The organism is [Rhizobium] kunmingense (assembly GCF_977018605.1).
Genome location: NZ_CDRNXG010000002.1, coordinates 1,043,990 through 1,064,703, shown reverse-complemented (window position 1 = coordinate 1,064,703; position 20,714 = coordinate 1,043,990). Strand labels below are relative to the sequence as shown.

General features: G+C 61.9%; 8 protein-coding genes. All 8 read left to right on the top strand.

Going from position 1 to position 20,714, the window contains the following annotated elements:
• The first annotated feature begins 2 nt into the window (after positions 1-2).
• The 8 genes from AC0JZ4_RS23335 to AC0JZ4_RS23300 all read left to right on the top strand — a co-directional run bounded on the left by AC0JZ4_RS23335 (position 3) and on the right by AC0JZ4_RS23300 (position 20,708).
• Entirely contained in the window at positions 3-782 is a 780-nt protein-coding gene (locus tag AC0JZ4_RS23335) for an amino acid ABC transporter ATP-binding protein (RefSeq protein WP_471888850.1), read from the top strand.
• 87 nt (positions 783-869) lie between these two features.
• Complete coding sequence (locus AC0JZ4_RS23330) at positions 870-1,775, top strand: 2-hydroxyacid dehydrogenase (protein WP_471889078.1); 906 nt, start codon at positions 870-872, stop codon at positions 1,773-1,775.
• Between the two features lie 10 nt (positions 1,776-1,785).
• Complete coding sequence (locus AC0JZ4_RS23325) at positions 1,786-2,112, top strand: hypothetical protein (RefSeq protein WP_471888849.1); 327 nt, start codon at positions 1,786-1,788, stop codon at positions 2,110-2,112.
• A gap of 177 nt (positions 2,113-2,289) precedes the next feature.
• Positions 2,290-2,691, top strand: coding sequence for a response regulator (locus tag AC0JZ4_RS23320; RefSeq protein WP_471888848.1), 402 nt, complete (start codon positions 2,290-2,292; stop codon positions 2,689-2,691).
• Entirely contained in the window at positions 2,679-3,062 is a 384-nt protein-coding gene (locus AC0JZ4_RS23315; RefSeq protein WP_471888847.1) for a response regulator, read from the top strand. The genes AC0JZ4_RS23320 and AC0JZ4_RS23315 overlap by 13 nt, the downstream gene beginning before the upstream one ends.
• Positions 3,063-3,152: 90 nt before the next feature.
• Positions 3,153-3,974 carry a bifunctional allantoicase/(S)-ureidoglycine aminohydrolase gene (locus AC0JZ4_RS23310; RefSeq protein WP_471888846.1) on the top strand — a complete coding sequence of 274 codons (822 nt, stop codon included), beginning with the start codon at positions 3,153-3,155 and terminating at the stop codon, positions 3,972-3,974.
• Positions 3,975-4,379: 405 nt separating this feature from the next.
• On the top strand, positions 4,380-5,021 hold the full coding sequence (locus AC0JZ4_RS23305) for a LuxR C-terminal-related transcriptional regulator (RefSeq protein WP_471889077.1): 642 nt from the start codon (positions 4,380-4,382) through the stop codon (positions 5,019-5,021).
• Positions 5,022-5,597: 576 nt separating this feature from the next.
• Positions 5,598-20,708: a carbohydrate-binding protein gene (locus AC0JZ4_RS23300; RefSeq protein ID WP_471888845.1), complete on the top strand. Its 15,111-nt coding sequence runs from the start codon at positions 5,598-5,600 to the stop codon at positions 20,706-20,708.
• The last annotated feature ends 6 nt before the right edge of the window (positions 20,709-20,714 follow it).

Sequence of the window (20,714 nt, the reverse complement as noted above, 5' to 3'; positions counted from 1 at the left end):
GCATGACCGAGGCAAAAGCGAACGTGAACGCGGCGGCCGTGCGCGGAACATCCGATCTGGCTGTGCGCATGGAAGGCGTCAACAAGTGGTATGGCGCCTACCACGCCCTCAAGGATGTGAACCTCGAGGTGAACCGGGGCGAGCGCATCGTCATCTGCGGCCCTTCCGGGTCCGGCAAATCGACGCTCATCCGCTGCATCAACCAGCTGGAGGTGATCCAGCAGGGCCGTATCGTCGTCGACGGCCACGACCTGTCGGCCGGAGCTAAGAACGTCGATCTGGTGCGCCAGGAAACGGGCATGGTTTTCCAGAGCTTCAACCTGTTTCCTCACATGACGGTTCTGGAAAACTGCACACTCGCCCCGATCCGGGTGCGCGGTATCGCCAAGGCCGAGGCCGAAGCGACGGCGCGCCGGTTCCTCGAGCGCGTGCGCATTCCCGAACAGGCGGAAAAATATCCGGCACAGCTTTCCGGCGGTCAGCAGCAGCGCGTGGCCATCGCCCGCGCGCTCTGCATGAACCCCAAGATCATGCTGTTCGACGAGCCGACTTCGGCGCTCGATCCGGAAATGGTCAAGGAGGTGCTCGACACGATGATCGACCTTGCCAGGGAAGGCATGACCATGCTCTGTGTGACCCATGAAATGGGTTTCGCGCGTCAGGTTGCCGATCGGGTGATCTTCATGGATCGCGGCGAAATTCTCGAAATGGGTCCGCCGGATACGTTCTTCGGCAACCCGCAGAATGAGCGGCTGAAGAATTTCCTCGGCCAGATCTCCTGATAGGCCCGGCTTGGCGACACGCATCCGGGCAATAAGCATATGACAGGGAATTTCGACATGAAACCAGACCTCCTGCTTCTCGAACCGATGATGAAGCCGATCGAGGATAAGCTCGATGCGCTCTACACCGTGCACCGCGCCTACGACGCAAGCCAGGCTGAAGCGATCGAGCAGGCCTTGCCGCGTATCCGGGCCGCCGCGACCGGCGGCGGCGGCGGCATGTCCAACGAGTGGATCGAAAAGCTGCCGAACCTCGGCGTGATTTCCGTCAACGGCGTCGGCACCGACCGTATCGACCTGAAATTTGCCCGCGAGCGCAAGATCGATGTCGCAACGACGCTCGGCGTTCTGACCGACGATGTCGCCGATGTCGCCATCGCGCTGATGCTGTCACTCCTGCGCAAGGTCGTCGCCGGCGACGCCTATGTTCGCAGCGGCAACTGGGCAAAGGGCGGCTTCCCGCTCGCAACCAGCCCCAAGGGCAAGCGCCTCGGCATTCTCGGCCTCGGCCAGATCGGCAAGACGGTCGGCCGCAAGGCAGAAGCTTTCGGCATGGACGTGCGCTACTGGAACCGCTCGCCTGTTACAGACACAGACTGGAAATCCTGCGCATCGCCCGTGGCGCTGGCGGAAGATAGCGACGTGCTGTGCGTCGTCATTTCGGCAACCGCCGAGACCCGCAACATCGTCAACGCCGAGATGCTCGAGGCACTCGGGCCCCAGGGTTATCTCATCAATATCGCCCGCGGCACGGTCGTCGACGAGGATGCGCTGCTGGCGGCCCTGACGTCCGGCCAGATCGCCGGCGCCGGGCTGGACGTATTCGTCAACGAGCCGAATATCCGCGAGGAGTTCTTCACCGCCCCGAACACCGTGCTCATGCCGCATGTCGGCAGCGCCACGCTTGAGACGCGTATGGCGATGGGCGATCTGGTGCTGAAAAACCTTGCTGCCTATTTTGCCGGCGAGAAGCCCCCGACCACGGTCAATTGAGGCGTCGATCATGATCATTCGTCAGGCCTTCTTCGAAGGCGCGATCCATTCCGGCCGCGAAAACGACTTCAAGGCCTATGTCGCGGAGAAGCTGATGCCTATGTGGCTAAGGTTTCCGGGCATCCGCGAGGTCAAGGTTCTCTACAACATCGAGCGGGACGAGGGCGCGCCACCGTTCCCGATGGTGCTATGGACCGCCTATGTCAGCCGCGAAGCCCTTGCCTCCGCTCTGGAATCACCGGTACGCTACGAAAGCCGGGAGATGACGAAAGGCTTGATGGAGATGTTCGACGGGCATATCCATCATCACGTCTTCGATTTGGCACTGGAGCAATAGGCGCCCGCCGGGGCCGTGATCCTGGCGAGCATTCGTATTTTCCGACAACCAATCCGCTTTTTGGATCGTGCCTGAGGATCATTTGACATACTCTTCTCCCGACACGGCGATTCCAGGCCGACGGAACCAAACTCCGCCAGCCGAATTTCCATCCCTGTGATTTGAGGACGAGGCGGAATGAATCCTGCTATTTGCGAAGGTGGTTGTGGTGCGGATGTTTCGCCCATCCGCGTCCTGCTTGCCGAGGATGAATTCCTGCTTCGCTTCGAGGCTGCGGCGAGCATGCGTCGCCTGGGGTGGGATGTGGTGGAAGTCTCTTCCGCGGATGAGGCGATGGAGCTTCTGCGCTATCGCCTGCATTTCGATCTTCTGCTCACCGATATAGACATGCCCGGCCGTCGAAACGGCGTCGATCTGGCACGCGAGGCACGCGAGCTGTATCCCGACATGAAGATTGCGCTGATGAGCGGCGACGACCCGCTTAAGCTGGAAACCGCCCCTCACGACCTCATCCTCACAAAACCGGTATGGGATGCAGCCGAAAGGCTCGTCGGATTGATGGAGAAATGTCGAAAGTGATGCAGACCGAAAGCGAGACCATTCTTGTCGTCAGCAGCGACACGCTGCAGCGATCCGCCATTTCGAAATATCTGCGGGAATGTGGATATGCGGTGATCGAGGCCACAGGCATCGATGAAGCCAAGGTCGCCGTTGAAAGCTACGACGTCGATATCGTTGTCGCCGACACGGAAATGCGTGACGGCTCCGGTTTCGACCTGTCGATGCAACTTCGCGCCGGCGGCGGCAGGGTGGAGATCATCCTCACCCAGTCACTGACCAAGGCCGCCCAGGTGGCCGGCGATTTGTGCGAGGACGGACCGCGCGAGCAGCCATACCATCCGCAGCGTCTCGTCGACGAGATCAAGCGGATTCGCGCCGCCCGCTCCTGAATGGCCATCAATCATGGCCACCTGCGGTTTGTCGATTGAACAATTGCACCTGCCTGCTTAAACCTTGAACATCAAAAACAGGGATGACGCATGACAGACGGCAGGTATTATTCTTCGGTCGGCGGCCTTCCGCCGCAAACGCAGCTTCTTTCCAGCAAGGCAGTCTTCACCACGGCCTATGCCGTTATTCCAGCCAGCGTGATGAGCGATATCGTCACCAGCGTCCTGCCACACTGGGACAAGGCGCGCGCCTGGATCATCAGCCGGCCTCTGAGCGGCTTCGCGGAGACATTCGCCCAGTATATCATGGAGGTAGAAGCAGGAGGCGGCAGCCTCAGGCCGGAACCGGACGCCCGCGCCCAGGCCGCCGTCTTCGTCGTGTCCGGCCAGTGCACGATCGAACTCGACGGCATCCCGCATGACCTTCGCGAAGGATCTTTTGCCTTCCTGCCCGCAGGCTCGAACTGGACTTTGCGCAACGACAGCGGCGCGGCGTGCCGCTTCCACTGGGTGCGCAAGGCGTTCAAGGTGGTCGACGGACTTGAACCGCCGCCGGCGATCTTCACCCACGAGGATGACTGCGTAATGGACGCGATGCCGGATACGCAGGGCCGTTGGGCGACGACCCGCTTCATCGATCCATCGGATGTGCGCTACGACATGCATCTGAACATCGTCACATTCGAGCCTGGCGCGATCATTCCGTTCATGGAGACCCACATCATGGAGCATGGGCTCTATGTGCTGGAAGGCAAGGCGGTCTATCGCCTCAATCAGGACTGGGTCGAGGTGGAGGCAGGCGACTATATGTGGCTGCGCTCCTTCTGCCCGCAGGCCTGTTATGCGGGTGGTCCGGGTCGCTTCCGCTATCTCCTCTACAAGGACGTCAATCGCCACGCCGATCTCTGGTAGGCGACAGCGTTACAGACGTCGCCCCGGCGACGTCTGTAAACCGCCGAAAAGCTCCTCAACACCGGCAGCCAGCAAACCATGCCGGGCGCACGGCGCGACGGCCGGGACATAATCATCCGCACTACTTTGAGCGTCGCCGAACATAGGCCGTTGAAATCATTTCATTTCCATCGCATCACAAAGTATTTCATAGCAAACTTTGCTTCCAAAATTAATGTTACCTATCGTTGCTGAATTAATTTGTGGATTATTCTTTTATTATTTGCTTTATTAGCCCCATTGGGGGAATTTGTGATGCCTGTGTCAGTATTCCTGGTGAGTGACAGTACTATTTTTGCTTGCGCAATGGAGCAGGCGATAAGAACTGAGTTTGCGCAGGTGGCGCGATCGTCATCCTTGTCAACCGTGATCGATCTTGTGATCGACTGGGACGATACCGTTGTCATCGTCGATGCGGGAAACCCGAAAGATCTGGTTGCGCAACTGAGCCGCAACAGCGACGGCATCGATGCGTCGCATGTCATCGTCCTGATGCGCGCCAACCAGAGCGTCGACGACTACCGCGCCATCATCGGCAGCGTCGGTGCGCTGCTCCCGGACGGCGCCACCCTGCAGGAAATAGCGCTGGCGGCCCGTATCGTGCGCCATGGCATCACGCTTCTGCCGACGATTGCCGTGACCGGCATGAGACCGGTCGGCTCGAGTGTCGCGGGCAGCCTCAGAACATCCGACGACCGCTCCTTCACAGACCGCGAGCATGCCGTGCTCGGGCTGATCTCCGAGGGTGCCAGCAACAAGGTCATCGGCCGAAAGCTGGACATTACCGAAAGCACGGTCCGCGTCCATGTGCGTGCGATCCTTAAAAAGCTCGGAATGCAGAACCGTACCCAGGCAGCACTCTATGCGGTCGGCCACAAGGGCGCGCAGGTGGTCCCGGATATCTTCCGCCCCGCGACGACCATGATGTCAGCCATCATCGGCTTTCTGGTGGTCAATCTGCGGACATCCATGCCCGAATTCGCGGAAACGCTGCTGGTCATGGCCTGACGCCCTTTTGTCGTAGAACGGAGCGGCGCCGCTTTGAACTCTCCGCGGCCTCCGGCACCGACTACCTTCCCTTTTCCATGGCGCAAACTGAAGTCGTGAGTAACGGCCGGAACGGCCACATCCGTTCGTTCAGTTGAGCCCAGGAAGCTCCAACTCTCCCCTCACACACCACGCCATGAGACGTTCGTTCCCTACACCAAGGGCAGTGAACTAAAGCGCGTCGCGATCTTTCAGATTCTCTTGCCGTGCTTTAGCTCCTTGTTTTTGCGCATGTCTTTATCCCGCAACCGGTGGCCACTTTCGGGAGACATGCTGTAGCGGCCTCCGGCTTCGCGGCCGGCCGCAGCGGCGCATCAACGCAGCACAACCGACAATTGACGTTTCGCGTAGCCCGATGCGCGTTTCGTTTAGTCGTTAACCATCTGTTTACCTCAATTAAACCGGCGCATCGGCCTTCTGACAGGTTTGTGATTGCAGGTTACTCACGCACACTCCCGGTTGGGGACGAGCCTGCGCAACCGCCGGTTATCGTTACAATTCGAGCGCGACATCAGCGTTCTTCCTTTGGGGGCGAGCATGGACAACGAAAGCAAAACCGGCAAAATCATCAGGACTTCGGTCGCCGAACTGACGTCGCCGCTGGGCATGACGGCCAGCGAGGCGGGCGGCGCCAAGGGCTTTCTTCTTGAAGTGTCCGTCGGTGGCCTGCAGGAAATCCTGATTGCCTTTGCCAACGGTCGCGGTGACGCCCTCCGCTCGACCCTGACGGTCAACGGACAGGCGGAAGTGGTCGAATTCGAGCCGACCGGCTCCTGGACCACCTTTTCCAACAAGGTTCTGCATCTCGATCTTGCCGAAGGCATGCATGTCCTCACCTTCTCGTCGCTCAACAATGCCGGGGCGGAAATCGCAAGCGTCAGCAATCTCGGCCCCGCCAGCGGTGGCAAGGCCGGCCGCTCGCTGCTCACGTCCGCAGCCCTTGCCGGCCTGAACATTGCAGCCGTCGGCGCCGTGGCGCTGACACTGAGCCCGAGCATCCAGCATGCGAACGAGGAAAGCCCGCAGGCCGCGCCCTCGACGCCAAACGACACGCCAACGGCGCCGCGCGCCGAGGAACCTGTGAGCACGGCAGCGGCGCCATCCTCCAACGGCAATGCGTCGACGAACGAGGCCGAGGCTGAAGACGTTGCGACAGCATCAGACGACAAGACCGACCTGACAACCGGTACCGTGCCGACGGAAATCCCGACCGACACGGCATCCACAGAACTCCCCGCCGCTGGCGGGCGTGATTTCCGCTTCATCGGCTCTGATGGCATCACCCCAACCGGCAGCTCCAACGGTTTCGGCTCGGATTTCGAGATGGCCGCAGCGGGGCAGCCCTCGGCAGGACGTTCGGCGCCGGCCTTTACGGCGGACGGTCCATCCGCAAACAATCTTGTTCTTGCCGCAGACGAACCGTCAGAAGACGCCGGCGAGGAGGACACCGACAGCGATCAGGAAACACCGGAGACGCCGGTCACCGAGCTGCCGGGTGAAGATGAGGTCGAGGCGCCGGTCGCCTCTGCCTTGCCGCTGCGCATCCAGGCCGAGGCTGCCACGCTTGGCAATTCAGGAGGCAACGTCACCACCAACCCGGTGATAGTGACCACGACCACCGCCGGCGCCAGTGACATACCGAATGCCGATGCCGCCGATGGCGATGCCTATGTCGACTTTGCCGGTTTCGGCACCAACAACAATATCGGCAACGGCCAGTATCTCGAATGGAAATTCACGGTCGACGAGGCCGGCTATTACGATATCGGCTTCGGTTACGCCTTTGCCTCTGCCGGCGTCACCAACCGGCCGATGCGCCTCGACCTCAACGGCCAGCTCTGGGACCGTGTCTTCGACTTCAAGAGCACCGGCGCCAACACGACCTATGCTGAAACAGGTACGCGCGTGCTGTTGCAGGCCGGTGAGAACACGATCCGGTTGACCGCCAACGGTTTCTCCGGCCCGAATATCGACTATCTGGAAATCCGCGAGGCCGATCCGAACATGATCGTCATTCAGGGCGAGAGCCTTGTCAGCCAGGTTGGCAACAACGCCAATGGCGCGATCAACCGCCCGATCAATCTGACCAATACCCCGGCCGGCGAGACCTTCCGCTTCGGCGCCGAGGGCGAATCCTATCTGGACTGGGCACAGGCTGCCACCGCACAGGTGTCGATGACCTTCAATGTCGCCGTATCCGGCACCTACACTTTCGCGGTCACCTATGCCAACGGTAACCCGGTAGCCCGGCCGCTGAACCTCTATAGCGGCAATACGAGCGGCACGCCGCTCGACACGCTGGAATTCGTGACCACCCGGCCGAACGCCATCCGCGCCCGCCCCACCGACCTGCCGACCAATGTCACGACAGCGCCGGCAACCGGCAGCGGCAACATAAGCGAGGGGTGGGAAGGCTGGTCAGTCGAGACGGTGACCGTGCATCTGACGGCAGGCACCAACACGCTCATACTTGCCAGCGACGGCGCCACGACCGGTCCCAACATCGACAAGTTCGTCATCAAGCTGGTCGAAGCCGATCCGCCGCCGGTCGTCAACACCGCTCCTGTCGCCCTTGAACTGAGTGTAGAGGGCACCGAGGACACGGTGGTCACGATCGACGTCGCCGACCTGATCTCCGACGCTGAAAATGACGTACTGACCGTCACCGCCACCGTTCCGGAGGAGCAGGGTACAGTTTCGGTGAACGGCATCGTCATTACTTTCACCCCGGCCGAAGATTTCGAGGGGCCTGCAGAAATCAGCTACACGGTCACCGACGGGAACGGCTTGAGCGACACGTCCACCATTCTCGTCGATGTCGCAGCCGTCAATGACGCACCCCTGCTGTTCGGCTCGATCGAAACGCAGACCGTAGTCGCCGGCGACGACTATGTCATTGATCTGCCTCTGACCACCGACGATGTCGATGGCGACGACGTCACCCTTATCATTGCCAATGCCGAAGACCTGCCGGCCGGCTTTTCCATCGTCAACGGTCAGCTCGTCATCGCGGCAAGCGTTGCCGCAGGCAGCTATTCCGTTGCCATCGCCGGCTTCGACGGCAGCCTGGAATCCGATCCGATCTCCGTCAGCATCGTGGTCTCGCCGGCGCCGGTCGATCCGGTCGAACCTGGCAATTCGGTGCCGGAAATCTCCAGCGAACCGGAATTCGTCGTTTCTGAAAACAGCCTGACCGTCGGCCAGGTCATCGCCTCGGACGATAACAACGACATCCTCGAATACTCGCTTACCGGTGCAGACGCCGACAAGTTCACCATCGACCAGGATGGCAATATCGCCCTGATCGCCGCCCCAGATTTCGAAAACCCGGACGATGCGGACGGCGACGGCGTCTATTCGGCGACGGTCGTCGTCAGCGACGGCGTTACCTCGATCAGCCAGAACATCACGGTCACCGTCGCGGACGTCAACGAAGCGCCGACCGGCCTGTCGCTGGCAGGCGTCGACACGTTAGGTGAAAATGTCGCGCAGGGCACCGTGCTCGGCACCGTCAGTGCCATCGATCCCGACAACGACACGCTGGCCTATACGGTCGACGACGCACGCTTCTCGATCAATGCCGGCGGACAGCTGGTTGTCGCGCCGGGCGCAGGCTTCGATTTCGCCGAAGAGCCTTCGGTTTCCGTCACAGTCAGTGCGACGGATGGCGAGTTCACCACCGAGCAGACCTTCACCTTCGCCGTCACCGAGGTGCCGGAAGTCCCGGTCGAGCCGGTCGATCCGCAATCTCTGGTCTTCACCGCAGCGGGCCTGACGCCCTACAGCACACAGGATGGCGGACCGGGCGGCACGATTTCCGATGGCGGCAACACGCTCAATCTCAACGGCAATTTCTGGAAGCGCGCTTCGCTCGGCGAAAATTACACGATCACCGAGAACACCCAGCTGACGCTGACGGTGACGCTTGGCAACGTTCTCTCGGAAATCGTCGCAATCGGTTTCGATGACGACGAAAACCCGTTCGAAGCCAGCGACAAGTCGATCTACCAGATCGCCGGCACGCAGAACATGTCGTCCTTCATTGACCTTCGCAACGGCTCGAACGGCGCGCCGGGCCAGGTGATCACCTTCACCATCGATCTCTCCGCCCATGCCGGCAAGACGATCGGCTCGCTCGTCTTCATCGCCGATGACGACCAGGCCAGCAATGGTCTCGGCTCGGTCAGCTTCTCTTCCGTGCAGCTTGCCGAAATCGAGCCGGATAACACCGCACCGGGTGTGGTCGGCGGCGGCTTTGCCGATATGAGCGTCAACGAACGCGGCGAGCTGGAAGTCGATCTGCCATTCGTCGACAGCGATGGCGATGCGCTGTCCTACACGCTGCTGGTGACCGATGCCCAGGGCAACCCGGCACCGGGCTTTGCCGGCCTCATCTTTGAAGACGGCGTCCTTTCCGGCCCCGTCACCGCCTTGCCCGGCAGCTACACCGTCACCGTCGTCGCCACCGATGCCCGCGGCGGCTCGGCCACGAGCGACTTCGTCCTGACGGTCGCCGATATCAACGACGCGCCTGTCGCCGACACGTCGATCCAGTTCGAACCGATGGAAGCGATGACGGGAGACGAAATCTCCATCGACATCTCCTCCTTCGGCGACGCGTTTTCCGACATCGACGGCGACGAGCTGACCTTCTCGGTCGAGGGCCTGCCTGCCGGTCTCAGCCTCAATGAAGAGGGCGTTATCGTCGGAACCCCGACGCAACCGGGCGAAGGCTTCTTCACGGTCGTCGCCACCGATCCGTCCGGCCTGCGCGCCGAAATCCAGATCCCCTTCCAGATCGGCGGGGAAGCGGTCGGCGAGACGAGCTTCGTCGTCGAGGCGGAAGCCTTCACCGGCCTTGCTTCGGCAACCGGCTTCTACCTTTCGGCGGCGCCCGCCGCCTCCGGCGACCAGCTGATCCGCACCAATGCCAACCAGTCGGCCAATGTCACGACCGTCCTGTCGCAGAATGGCGTGTCGGAAGGCTGGTACACGGTGACCATCACCGTCTTCGACGAGACCGATGGCAACGCCACCTTCACGCTGAAGATCGGCGACACGGTTCTGGCCGACAATCTGAGCTTCAACGACAACGGCGCGTTCGACAATCCGTCCGCTACCCGTGGCAATGCCGCCCAGGCAGGCAACCTGAAGACCATCACCTTCACCAGTCCGGTCTTCATCGATGCTGCCACGATCGCACAGCTTTCGGGCCAGTCGGACAGCGGCGAGCATCTGCGTATCGACAAGCTGACCTTCACGCCAACCGATGCGCCGGCACAGCAGGCGCCGGGAGCCATTACCCTGACGGGCGGCACCGTCGATGAAAATTCCGTGGCCGGCGTCATCGGCACGCTTTCCGCCACCGACCCCGATGGCGACAGCACAGAAATCGTTTACTCGACCACCGACGAACGCTTCACCATCAATGGCAACACGATCCGGCTTGCCGATGGCGTAAGCCTCGATCACGAGGCGGCGGAAACGGTGACCGTCTCCGTCGTCGCAACCGACGCGCAGGGGCTTTCGACCACCACGGACGTGACGATCAGCGTCGCTGACGTCAATGAAGCACCGGAGCTTGGCGACGATGCCGAGATCGCCGATGTCGTGCTCGAAGCGGGCGAGGGGACGACGATCGATCTCGCCGCAGCGCTGGGCGCGACGGATCCCGATGCCGGCGACAGCGTCAGCTATGTCGCAACGCTCGCGAACGGTTCAGCCCTGCCGACAGGCATCAGTGTTACGGGCGGTGTACTGACTGTGGCGGCAACGGTTGCCGCTGGCACCTATGCAATCTCGGTATCCGCCAGCGACGGCGAGTTGTCGAGCGCACCGACCACCTTCTCGGTCACCGTCGGCGAACCGGTCGTGATGGTTCCATTCTCGACCACCATCCAAGCAGAATCCGGCACGGTCACCTCCTTCGACAACGGCTCGAACACGACGATCACGACCATCCGCGACCCGAGCAACCAGGAATCCCCCGGCACCGCCGGCCTCGTCAACGGCCTGCGCCCCGGCTTCTCCGGTACCGGATATGTCGATTACGGCGACACCGCCGGCGATCGCCTGAACTATAGCGTCGAAGTGCCGGCAGACGGCACCTATACGTTCAGCATCCGCTATGCCAGCAACAGCGCTCGCCCGCTTAATCTCGTCGTCAATGGCGGAACGGCGCAATCTTTGGCCTTCGTCGCCACCGGCAGCAACACCTCCGGTCCGGCGGAAGGCTTCAACAACTGGTCGGTCCAGACTGTCACCGTCACGCTGCAGGCGGGTGCCAACACCTTCTCGCTCGCCATCCCGCCGGGGGCCACGACCGGCCCGAACATCGACTCCATCCAGATTTCCGGCAACGTTCCCTCGACCGGCGACACGTCCGCCGATGCGGACGACATCCCGCTGTTCCTATCCGGTCCGCAAGGCCCGTTGAACGGCGCAGGTGCCGACTCCATCAACTTCAACCTCGCCGGTATCGATATGGATATCGTCAAGGTGGAGATGAGCTTCGACGGCGGTGTCACCCGGGTTGAGGTCTTCCCTGATGCGGATGGCGACTATGCGGTTGATGGCACGGCGCTGGCATCCGGCAATTACACCGCCATCGCCTATGTGACGGATGCCGCCGACAATGAGGCGCAGTCGCAGATGAACTTCACGATCGCCGGTCCAGTGGTCGTGGCTCCGTTCACCATCCAGGCGGAAGACGCAACGCAGGTCACGGTCAACGACACGGGGACAGGCGACAGCGACACCTCCTTCACGCGCGCGGTCACGGCTACTCGACCTGACGCATCCGGCGAATATCGCTCAGGTGCGACCGGCGGTGGCTATATCGACTTCGGCTCCAACCCCGGCGATGCGATCACCTTCAACGTCAACGCACCGGCTGCGGGCACCTACCTCGTGACATTCCGCTACGCCAACGGCGCGACGACGGATCGTCCGCTTCTCATGGCGGTAAACGGCGAAAGCGAAGGCTCCGTATCCTTCATCCCCGGTCCGATCACCGGCACCGGCGCAAGTGCAACGGGCTGGACGTCCTGGATCGAAAAGAGCGTCGAGGTGACGCTGACGGCAGGGGCGAACAGCATTCGCCTGGAAATGCCGGCTGGCGCGACTGGTGGCCCGAATATCGACCAGGCAAGTTTCGAATATCTCGATAGCGAGGGCCCGCAGAACCCGACGCAGCCGTTCTCGGTCACGATCGAAGGCGAGACCTTCACGATCACGGATATCGAAGCCAATGCCGCGACACCCGCCGACACCGTCTATCGCACTCCGACCAACAAGGAGGGCAACGCCAATGCCGGCAATAGCGGCCCCGGCCAAACCTTCGACAGCAACGGGCTGCGCCCCGGCTACGAGGGCACCGGCTATCTCGACATGGGTGGAGAAATTGGCGACAAGGCCGGCTTCAACGTTACCGTCGATCAGGCCGGCACCTATCAGCTGACCATCCGCTACGCCAACGGCGGCACGACGGATCGCCCGATGACGCTCGATGTCAACGGCACGGCCCAGACGATCTCGATGAACTCGACCATTCCGACCGGCGGCACCGCCGACCAGGGCTGGGCGAACTGGGTCGAGATCACGTTCGACGTCAATCTGACCGCCGGCAGCAACGCCATTTCTCTGGCCAACACGATCACCAACGGTCCGAATATCGATAATGTCACGATCAGCCGCGAGGGCGATGAGGGTCCGGTGGAAACCCGTGATCTCATCCGCTTCGAACCGGTGGTCAAAATCAATTTCGAACCGGCACCGGGCCAGACGACGCAAGGGTTGCCATCTGGCTACCAGACCCCGACAGGCTATCTCGCCGATACGGGCGCAGCTTATGGCAATCGCGGCAACGGCTTCTCCTACGGCTGGGTGACGGAGGCGAGCGTCGTCGACGGCACCGCCAACGGCACGATCGCAGCTGCCCAGCCGGCCAATGCCCACTGGTACAAGGACATCGTCTCCGGCGCGTCCAGCCTGCAGAAGACCTATGCCCATTTCGAGTATCCGGGTGCTGGTGAAGGCGGCTCGCGCGCCTGGGAAATGGCGCTTGAAAACGGCACCTATCAGGTGACGATGTCGGTCGGCGATACGGCGGGCGCCTTCGACTCCGACTACGTCATCAACCTCGAAGGCGTGAATGTCATGCCGGAGTGGACGCCGGCGAACCCGATCAACGGCAGCCAGAACGGCGGCGGTTTCCGCTCGACTCTGGTGACCGCGGTGGTGACGGTGACGGACGGCAAGCTGACGATGGACTCCATCGGCGGCGTCAACACCGAAATCCAGTATCTCGAAGTCGAGCGTATTCCCGACCTGACGCCGAATGACGGCCGCAGCGCCGATCAGGATTTCTCCTTCTTCGTCGCACCCGTCGCAGCCTCCCTGGAAGACGGCCAGGTGTCGATCGCGATCGGTCCGGATGGCGCATTGCCGACCGGGATCGACCCGACCTCGACCTTCGTCGTCGGCATCAACCTGCAGGCCGACGGCAACCGTGGCCCGAATATCGCCTATACCGACAACATCAAGCTGGTCGAGACCCTGACCGGCATCGAGGTTCCGGTGTCGATCCAGATCAGCGGCGGCGCCGATACGCTCAACATCCGCCCGCTTCAGGACCTGAAGGAAAATACCAGCTACACGCTGAAGGTTCAGGACGTGATGGACCTCGGCTCGATTACCGATCCGAACGGTGCGCTCCGCCAGTTCCAGGATCTGACGACCACGTTCGTGACCGGCACGGCGCCGGAGGATGTGCCGCGCGAAGTGGCCTTCTCGACGGACGTCATTCTCAACGGCTTCGCCGATGGCGCGTTCGGCTATACGACGATCGAGTTCGGCCCTGACGGCAAGCTCTATGTCGCGACCATTACCGGCGAGATCCATCGCTGGGACGTCAATGCCAACGGCACGATCGACAAGGCCTCGCAGGAAACGCTGTCACTCGACTATCTCGAAGCACCGGGCGGAGAGCGCCGTGGCATCGTCGGCTTCGTCTTCGATCCGCAGGACCCGAACACGATCTGGATCAGCGACAACGCGCCGATCCCACGCGAATCCAAGGCCTTCGACACGCCGGAATTCTCCGGCCGGGTCAGCAAGATCACGCTTAGCGAGGTGTTCGAGAACTCGACGGCGGAAACCTATCTCACCGGTCTGCCGCGTTCCGGCGGCGACCATCTGACGAACAGCCTCGAGTTCCGCGCCAATCCGGATCACACGGCAAGCAACGGCGAGCCGGAATACCTGCTCTATCTCAGCCAGGGCTCCAACTCGGCGGCCGGCGCTGCAGACGGCGCCTGGGGCAATCGTCCCGAGCGCCTGCTCAACGCGGCGATCCTCGAGATCGATCCGACCCGCGATGTCCCTGCTGGCGGCATAAGCGTCCAGACCGAACCGAGCCAGGCCGGGAACCCGAGCTATCAGGCGCCTGCCGGACAGTTCAACGCGGACGGCAGCTATCCGGGGATGTACAATCCGTTCGCCTCCGATGCGGTGCTGAAGATCTATGCCACCGGCGTGCGCAATGCCTACGATCTCGTCTGGCATTCGAACGGCAATCTCTACGTCCCGACTAACGGCACGGCCTCGGGCGGCAGGACGCCGACCGACCCGACCCAACCGGGCCTCGACACGACGATCACCAACTCGCCGAAACAGTACGACTACTTCTTCACGATCGACGAAGGCGGCTATTACGGCCATCCAAACGTGCTGCGTGACGAATACGTCCTCAACGGCGGCAACCCGACCGGTGGCAGGGACCCGAACGAAGTCGTCGGCGGCAATGACGGTAACAGCAATACCGATGGATACCAGACCGGTGTTCAGCCCGATGCCGACTACGATCTCGATGGCGTCTACAATCTCGGCTACAACCAGTCGCCGAACGGCGCGATCGAATATACCGGCGGGGCCTTCGGTTCGAACCTCAAGGGCGCGGTCCTCTTCGCCCAGTTCTCGACCGGCGACAATGTCCGCTACATCCGCCTCGACGCACAGGGCAACATCATCGACGACGACGTCCTGCGCCGTCCCGACGGTTCCGTCATCGACGATTACATCGACCCGCTCGACATCATCGAGAACCCGATCACCGGCCAGCTCTACCTGATGACGCTCAACCGCAGCACCGGTGCGAGCCAGCTGATCCTGCTTACCCCAGCGCCTGGCGGCGTCACGCAGGATCTGACGGCCGACGAGGGCAATAACCTCGCCCTCGTCGCCGTCGACGTCACCGACCCGGAGGCGGCGGTCTTCCGCATCGTCGGTCTCGACGACGACATCACGGCGATCCGCATCTCCTTCAACGGCGGGCCGAAGCAGACGATCACCATCAATGCGCAAAACCAGTTCACCATCGATCTCGGCACGACCACCGGACCGGTCACCGCCAGCCTCGAAGTCACCGACGATGCGTTGAACAGCAAAACGGTATCGCTGAACTTCGTACCGGGTGAAGAACCGTCCGGCGAGGACTTCGTCCTGCTCACCACCATCCAGGCGGAAGACAGGACGCCGAATGACGGCACCTCCGTCGTCGTGCCAACCGGCACCGCGCCGCAGATCCAGATCCGAGACGCCTCCAACATCGAACCCGGCAATGTTGCCGGAACGATCAACGGCCTGCGCCCCGGTGCTTACGGCACCGATGGCAATACGAACAACACCGACGGCGTACCGGGTGGCTATGCCGACTTCGGTTCCACCAATGCCGACTTCATCAGCTTCAACTTCTCCGTACCGTCCGATCAGGCCGGCAGTGCCATACTGCGCTTCCGCTATGCCAATGGCGGCACAGCGGACAGGCCGTTGCAGCTCGAAATCAACGGCACGATCATCAAGATCCAGCCCTTCCCGCCGACCTCGACCACCGATGGTTCCGATCCCTTCAACAACTGGCAGACGATCGAAATCCCAGTCGTCCTAACGGCCGGCGCCAACACCGTCACCCTGCGCTCGGTGAACAACACCGGCCCGAATATCGACCAGCTGGAAGTGCTGGTGGCGAGCGAAGGGAATTCCGTTCCCAATGACGGCGAAATCGTCGTCGACGGCACGACCTACATCAAGTACGAGGCGGAGAAGGCAGATCTCGGCGGTGCCGCGATCATCACCGAGAACCGCAACCAGTCCGGCGGTGCCTTTGTCGATTACGTCGGAACGGCCAACCAGTCGGTCAGCTGGACGATCTCGACTGCCACCAGCGGCAGCTATGACCTTGATATCCTCTATGCTCTTGCGACGACCAAGACGGCGCGACCGATGACCCTCTCGGTCAATGGTGTCGTCGTCCAGACCCTGCCTTTCGCACCGAATTCGAATGCGGCTGAAAATGCCTGGGGTCCGCAATCGGTCACGCTCGACCTCTCTTCGGGCACGAACGTCATCACCTTGACGGCACCGGGCGGCAACGGTCCCAACATCGATTACATCCGTGTCACCAAGGACGCTATTTCGGTCTTCGAACCGGATTACGCCGAAATCGACGGGGCAGGCCGTATCGAACTCGAAGCAACCGATGGCTCCGCCCACACGGTCAATGGCAGCACGGTCGACTTCTACTTCAGCGTCGATGCCGACGGCACCTACAAGCTGGATGTCGCAGCCAATGCCAACGCCGCCAACGGCCAGTCGCTGCGCTGGTTCCTGAACGGCGTCGAGGTCGATATCAGCGCCTTCCCCGGAGCCGGAACGGCAGGAGAGGAGTCCATATATCTCGCACTCGAAGCCGGTGAAAACTACCAGCTTCGCATCGTATCGAACGCACCCGGCGCCAACGGTCTCGACTATCTCGATATACAGCCGGCACCGGGCAATCCGAATGCCGACGTCGCGGTCCAGAGCCTCGATGCCGCCTATTTCGACGATCGCCTGCACTTCTCCTATATCGAGGATCCGGATGCGGTTCAGGCGGGTGCCCCACGCGACATGAAGGACACCGGCACGGTAAGGCTGACCAATACGGGCACCGAGCCGCTGTCGATCAGCGACTACCAGCTCACCGGCCCGTTCACGTTGCAGAACCCGAATGCCCTTAATGGTGCAACGATCGCACCCGGCTCCTTCCTCGACGTCACGGTGGTCTTCAACCGTGCGGCCTATACCCCGCCGACCACCAATGTCGATGCGACCTCGACCATATTCGAAGGTCAGTTGAAGGTGATCACCAACGACCAGGACAGCCCGGTCGCCACCGTCAAGCTGTCCGGCTTCTGGCAGGCGCGTGACGAGGGCGGACAGGAGCCGAACGTCAACGAAATCTGGAAGATCTTCGGCTTCGGCAACGTCATCGAAGGCCTGCGGCTGCAGGGCGGCGGCGAGAACTCGGAACTTTCGACCAACGATGTCTTTGCCAAGACGGACGAGACGGAGGTTCTCTCTCCCTACTGGAAGATCGCCGACGGCTTCACCTCCGCCAAGATCACCCATATTGCCGCCTTCCATGGCACCGGCGGCGCCACGATGGGCATTCACAATCCGGGAACCAAGAACGGCACCGTCAACTTCTGGGATCACGAGGGCAACGACAACCAGCGGCTTCTGCCCAATGCCGGCAATGACAACACGTTCGCCACCCGGACATTCACCAACAACGACATCCCGAACGGCTGGGCAGGCAACGAAGTCTTCGGCATCTCGGTCGCGGGCCTGTCGACCGACCCCCGCCTGAATCCGCGCGGCGACGTTCTGGTCGAAGGCGCCCAGCAAGGCCATACGGTGAAGGTGTTCCAGGCGCTCGATGCCAATGGCAACGTGATCCCGAATGTCTATCTCGGCATCATGGACTATACCGGCATCAACTACGACTATAACGACAACCTCTTCGTCATCGAGGGTGTACAGCCGGTCGGTTTCGGTGCGGACATGGTTGTCACCGGTCTCGACGATGCCGCGGCCGACGACCGCCTGGTCTTCACCAATATCGACCAGCCGGCCAATGCCGCCCAGACCTTCCGCAACGAGGCGACCTTCACCATCACCAATGATGGTTTCGTCGCCCTGTCGCTGACGAGCATGGTGCTTTCCGATACCACCGCCTTCCAGTTCGTCGGCTCCGTTCCGACAAGCGTCGCGGCAGGTGCATCGGTCACGGTCACCGTGCGCTTCACCGGAACCCATGCCGGCAATACCGCCGGTGCGGATCTCTACAACGCGACACTGACGATCAACTCCAACGATTACGATGGAGCACAGGTCATCCAGCTGGCCGGTCTGGCGCAGGAGTTTTCCGAAAACAACTCCGAGCCGACCGTCGAGCAGATCGTCGAGGCCTTCGGTTACTCGACCGACATGGCGCAGGGCCAGCTCGCCAATGCCGGCCAGGTGGAAACCGTCGGCGACGAAGTGCTGATGCCCTATCTGGAGAAGCTCGATCCTTCCAGAGGCGTCGAGATCATCCAGATGGCGGCCTTCCTGCAGCAGGGTAACGTCGCCCGCCTCGGCTATCACCAGGTCGGCACCAGCGCCGTCACCAACCTCTTCGCCAATGACGACCAGCAGGGCCAGACGGTTCTGCCCGATCAGCTGGTGACGGGAACCGGTGCAGGTGCCTCCGTCGCCCGCGGCGTCATCAACCAGAACACGCCATTCGGCCTGTTCATCTCGGTCGATGGCCGCCCGACCTACTCGTCCTGGACCGACCCGGAAGCCAACAAGATCGATCCGAATTTCGGTCAGCTCGTCGGTGAGGACCAGGGGCATCTGATCCGCTTCTTCGAGGCGCTCGATGCCGATGGCAACGTCATTCCCGGCACCTATATCGCCATCCAGGATTATCCGGGCGCCGGCAATTACGACTACAACGACCACATGTTCATCATCAAGAACGTCAAGCCGCATGTCCTGACGGCAGCCAATGACGCCAACGGTGACGGCATCAACGATGCCCTGCGGCTGGATGCCGACAATGACGGCACGGTCAACTTCTTCGACACGACCACGCCGCCACCGACCGGGCCGCAAACGCCTTACGGTGGAACCGCGCCGACCTTCACCAACGGTGTTCTGACTGTCGACGCCACCAACTTCGACAATGGCGGCCAGGGCATTTCCTGGAACGACAATGCCGGCCTCGACAACCCGACGAGCAACCCGACCTTCCGGCCTGGCCGTGACGTCGAACTGGTCGGATCCGGCCTCGACATCGGCCATGTGAAGCCGGGCGAGTGGGTGGAGTACACGATCAATGTGCCGACCGCCGGAACCTACACGTTCTCGGCCAATGCCAAGACGCCGGTCACCGGCGCCACCATTTCCGTCTCGCTCAACGGCCAGACGCAGCTGGGCACGGTCACGCTGGCGGATGGCCATGCCGGCGGCTCGAACTTCGGCAACGCTGCCTTTGCAGACAGCGCGCCGATCTCGCTCAACCTCGGCGCCGGTGTCCAGACGTTGCGGCTGACCTTCAACGGTCCGCTCGCATCGAACGGCTACGTGCTCGATCTGGCTTCGTTCAAGCTGACCGCTCCGGTCAACCAGCAGACGCCTTATCCGGGTGCGGCACCGACCTTCACCAACGGTGTTCTGACCGTCGATGCCACCAACTTCGACAATGGCGGCCAGGGCATTTCCTTCAACGACAATGCCGGTCTCGACAACCCGACCGAAAATCCGACCTTCCGTCCCGGCCGCGGGGTGGAGCTAGTCGGACCGGGCCTCGACATCGGCTACGTCAAGCCGGGCGAATGGGTGGAGTACACGATCAATGTTCCGACATCCGGCGTCTACACCTTCTCGGCAAACGCCAAGACGCCGGTCACCGGCGCCACGATCGGCGTCTCGCTGAACGGACAGACGCAGCTCGGTACGGTAGCGCTGGCCGATGGTCATGCCGGCGGATCTAACTTCGGAAACGCCGCCTTCGCCCAGAGTGCGCCGATCTCGTTTGCCCTTGATGCGGGCGTTCAGACCTTGCGCCTGACCTTCAACGGACCACTCGCATCGAACGGCTATGTGCTGGATCTCGCATCCTTCATGCTGACGGCCCCGACCGGCCAGCAGCCCTTCGGCGGTGTCGCACCGGCGCTCGGCGATGCCGGTCTCGTCATCGACGCGATCGACTATGACGAAGGCGGGCAGGGCGTGGCCTATAACGATGCTGCCGGCCTTCAGGGAGGCACCAATGGCGGCCGAAGCGGCTCGTCGGTGGAAGTGACCGGCAGCGGAGACGTGGGCTGGATCGGCAATGGCGAGTGGCTGGAATATACGATCAACGTCACAGAAGCCGGCTCCTACGACTTCAACCTGTCGCTGTCTCTGGGTGAGACCGGTGGTCCGAACCGCAGCGTGACGGCAACCTTCACCAATGGTTCGGCGGTCGACACGGTATCGGTCGCAACGCCCCGAACCGGTACCTGGTCTAACTTCCAGGATACCGAAACGGTGAGCGTCAATCTTGATGCGGGCACGACGGTGGTTCGCCTGACCTTCAACGGCGGCTCGCAGGACTTCTCGTCCTTCACGCTCGAACCGGCAGGTGCATCCGCAATGACGTTCGCGAGCCTCGGCCTGGATGGCGACAGCTCCGTGATCGACGACACGCCGCCGGCACCGGAGACCGCAGACCTCGGGACGACGCCGCTCGACGAGCCGGAACAGAACCATCTGCAGGGCTACGACATCGTCATCTGACGCGAC

What these genes read in the sequence shown, in the direction of transcription:
- AC0JZ4_RS23335 (WP_471888850.1), top strand. Translation starts at nt 3, where the DNA reads ATGACCGAGGCAAAAGCGAACGTGAACGCGGCGGCCGTGCGCGGAACA.
- AC0JZ4_RS23330 (WP_471889078.1), top strand. Translation starts at nt 870, where the DNA reads ATGATGAAGCCGATCGAGGATAAGCTCGATGCGCTCTACACCGTGCAC.
- AC0JZ4_RS23325 (WP_471888849.1), top strand. Translation starts at nt 1,786, where the DNA reads ATGATCATTCGTCAGGCCTTCTTCGAAGGCGCGATCCATTCCGGCCGC.
- AC0JZ4_RS23320 (WP_471888848.1), top strand. Translation starts at nt 2,290, where the DNA reads ATGAATCCTGCTATTTGCGAAGGTGGTTGTGGTGCGGATGTTTCGCCC.
- AC0JZ4_RS23315 (WP_471888847.1), top strand. Translation starts at nt 2,679, where the DNA reads ATGTCGAAAGTGATGCAGACCGAAAGCGAGACCATTCTTGTCGTCAGC.
- AC0JZ4_RS23310 (WP_471888846.1), top strand. Translation starts at nt 3,153, where the DNA reads ATGACAGACGGCAGGTATTATTCTTCGGTCGGCGGCCTTCCGCCGCAA.
- AC0JZ4_RS23300 (WP_471888845.1), top strand. Translation starts at nt 5,598, where the DNA reads ATGGACAACGAAAGCAAAACCGGCAAAATCATCAGGACTTCGGTCGCC.